This is a genomic window from Nocardia neocaledoniensis, assembly GCF_029868625.1.
GTDB classification, from domain to species: domain Bacteria; phylum Actinomycetota; class Actinomycetes; order Mycobacteriales; family Mycobacteriaceae; genus Nocardia; species Nocardia neocaledoniensis_A.
In genome coordinates this window covers 1-2,371 of record NZ_JARWOJ010000364.1, presented here as the reverse complement: position 1 = coordinate 2,371, position 2,371 = coordinate 1, and the positions used below count along the sequence as shown (strand labels likewise).

Here is a 2,371-nt window from a genome sequence, read left to right as displayed (position 1 = left end):
CGCGGGGGGGTGGGGGCGGGGGGGTCCGTCCCTCTCGCCCTGCGGCCCCCCCCTCGCGCCGGGGCGGGGGGGGGGGGCGGCGGGTGCCTCGCCGCCCCCCCCCCCGCCCCCCGGCGATCAGCCCGCCGAACCGAACAGGGGTGGGAAGGCGGCCGAGCCGGTGCCGGGGAGGGGCTGGGGGGCCGAGGAGCCGAGGTCGGCGTCGAAGGAGCCGGTGCCGCTGCCGAGGTCGAGATCGAACGAGCCCATGGAACTGCCGGTGGGTGGGCCGATCTGGACCGAGCCCGAGGGGAGCAGGTCCCAGTCGAGGCCGCCGATGGCGTTGGCGGTGCCGGCGGTGCCGAGGACGGCCGCGGCGGCGAGCAAGGCCGAAAGCCCCGCGCGCGTGGTGGATCTGGGGATGGACATGGGGGATACCTCCGAGCACTTCGCTGTGATAGCGCCCATACAGTATCTGAAATATGCCTATTTCATACCGGTGATCGCTCGCCGACTTCCATCTGGACGCGATAGCGGTCGGCCCGGTACCAGCTGTGGGTGTGCTCGATCGGCACCTCGGCGCTGAACGACACCCGGTCGAAATGCAGGACCGGCGCGCCTTTGCGCACGCCGAGCAGCATCGCGACGCCGGCCTCGGCGGCCTGCGCGTCCACGGTCTGGACGGCGCGTTCGATCGGCCTGCCGTAGCGGTCGGCGGTGGTTCGGTAGATCGAACTCGTGAGGTCGTGCGAGATCAGGCCGGGGAGCAGCTCGGGGTTGAACCAGGCGTCGTCCACGCTCACCGGTTCCTCGTCGGCCAGGCGGAGCCTGCGCACGTGGTAGGCGGCCGCCTCGGCGGGCAGCCGCAGCGCGCGGGCGGTGGCCTCGGGCGGCACCGCCTCTTCCGCGACCAGGACCAGCGTGGTGGGGTGGTGGCCGAGCGCCCGCATCTCCTCGGTGAACGAGGCCAGGTGCAGCCGGGACTGCACCGGGCGGTGGGCCACGAAGGTGCCCTTGCCGCGCACCCGGACCAGATAGCCCTCGTTCACCAGCTGGCCGATCGCCTCGCGCACGGTGATCCGGCTGACGCCGTAGTCCTGCATCAGATTGCGCTCGCTGGTCATGAGGTCGCCCGGCTGGAGCTCGCGCGTGCATTTCTGCAGCAGGATCGCGCGCAGCTGTTCGTGTTTGGGCACTGCGCTGTCGCGCAGCGGTGCGGGCATGAGGGCGGCTCCTTCTCGCGAGCGGTGCACCGGTCCCTACTGGTCCTGTCCGGTTGCTTCGAGAATACGCGACGGCGAGGCACGCGCCCAGGGTCATTTCCCGGGCGAACAGGGAAGGCCCCGCGCACCGAGGGTAATGGTGGGCGAGGCCTTCGCGGGAACGGGATCAGGCGAGCGCTTTGTTCTTCAACTGCTCGAACTCGGCCTGCGTGATGGAACCGTCTTCGAGCAGCTTCTTCGCGTCGGCGATCTGGGCGGCCGGGCTGGTCCCCGCGGTCTCCCTGATGTAGGAATCCTGCGCCTGCTTGATCTGCTTCGCCTCGGCGCTCGACCGCTCCGCCATGCCCTGACCACGTGCGATCAAGTACACCAGGGCGGTGATGAGCGGGAAGAAGACCAGAAAGACGATCCAGACCGCCTTCACCCAGCCCGAGGTGTTCTTGTCCCGGAACAGGTCTCCGACGATCATGAACAGCATCATCAGATAGGCGACAAAAGCGAAGCTCACAATGATGAGCCAGAGCACTTCCCAGAATGACATGACGACACACCTCGCGTTCGGGCACTCGATCGATTCGCCCCGGGTCGGGCGATCGATTGAAGCACGCCTATTGCCGGAGATTCGCCGGTCTTCGGGATGTTTCACCCACCCTGGTCAGGGCAGGTACCTGTCAGCCACAGCGCGCCCGTTCAACGGATGCCGGGTGTAGCCGGATTCGTGCCGACGCACCCGAGGATCACGCACCCCGGCGGCCAATCGGAGAACGGCGGCTCGGGCGTCTCGCCGAGGCAGTCGACGAAGCTGCAGCCGGGGTAGGCGTAGGGTCCGATGCCGAAGGTGCCGAGCAGGGCGTCGGGGCGCGCGATCATCGGATCGGTGACGCTCACGTCCGGCCGCTCCTGGTACGGGCCGGGATCGGGGACCTGCGTATCGAGAAAGGCCGAGCCGAGCGTGCGCATCACGTTGTGGGTGTAGGTGGAGGAGCCCGGGGTGGGGGCCCCGGGGCAGTTGACCCTGAAGGCGAGGCGCGGGCCGATGGTGGTGTGGTCGGTGCTCGACCGCCGTCGCCCGGCCTATCCCCGCTCGCTCAGCTGGTTCATGACCGCGCTGCGCCTCTGCGTCGGCGGCCAGCTGCTGTTCTACGGGTTCGCCAAGCTGATCCCCACCC

The 2,371-nt window shown here is 69.3% G+C and carries 4 protein-coding genes and 1 pseudogene; 1 reads left to right on the top strand and 4 read right to left on the bottom strand.

What is annotated here, in order from left to right:
- Nucleotides 1-117: 117 nt before the first annotated feature.
- The 4 genes from QH270_RS28280 to QH270_RS28265 form a co-directional block, all read right to left on the bottom strand.
- Nucleotides 118-408, bottom strand: coding sequence for a hypothetical protein (locus QH270_RS28280; protein WP_280347088.1), 291 nt, complete (start codon nt 406-408; stop codon nt 118-120).
- 62 nt (nt 409-470) lie between these two features.
- Nucleotides 471-1,202: a GntR family transcriptional regulator gene (locus QH270_RS28275; RefSeq protein WP_280347087.1), complete on the bottom strand. Its 732-nt coding sequence runs from the start codon at nt 1,200-1,202 to the stop codon at nt 471-473.
- A 166-nt stretch (nt 1,203-1,368) separates the two neighbouring features.
- Nucleotides 1,369-1,743 carry an SHOCT domain-containing protein gene (locus tag QH270_RS28270; RefSeq protein ID WP_280347086.1) on the bottom strand — a complete coding sequence of 125 codons (375 nt, stop codon included), beginning with the start codon at nt 1,741-1,743 and terminating at the stop codon, nt 1,369-1,371.
- A 149-nt stretch (nt 1,744-1,892) separates the two neighbouring features.
- Nucleotides 1,893-2,165, bottom strand: coding sequence for a hypothetical protein (locus QH270_RS28265; RefSeq protein ID WP_280347085.1), 273 nt, complete (start codon nt 2,163-2,165; stop codon nt 1,893-1,895).
- A 79-nt stretch (nt 2,166-2,244) separates the two neighbouring features.
- Between QH270_RS28265 and QH270_RS28260 the strand changes: the two are divergent.
- Nucleotides 2,245-2,371 (top strand): annotated as a pseudogene (locus QH270_RS28260) (DoxX family protein); the annotation flags it as partial.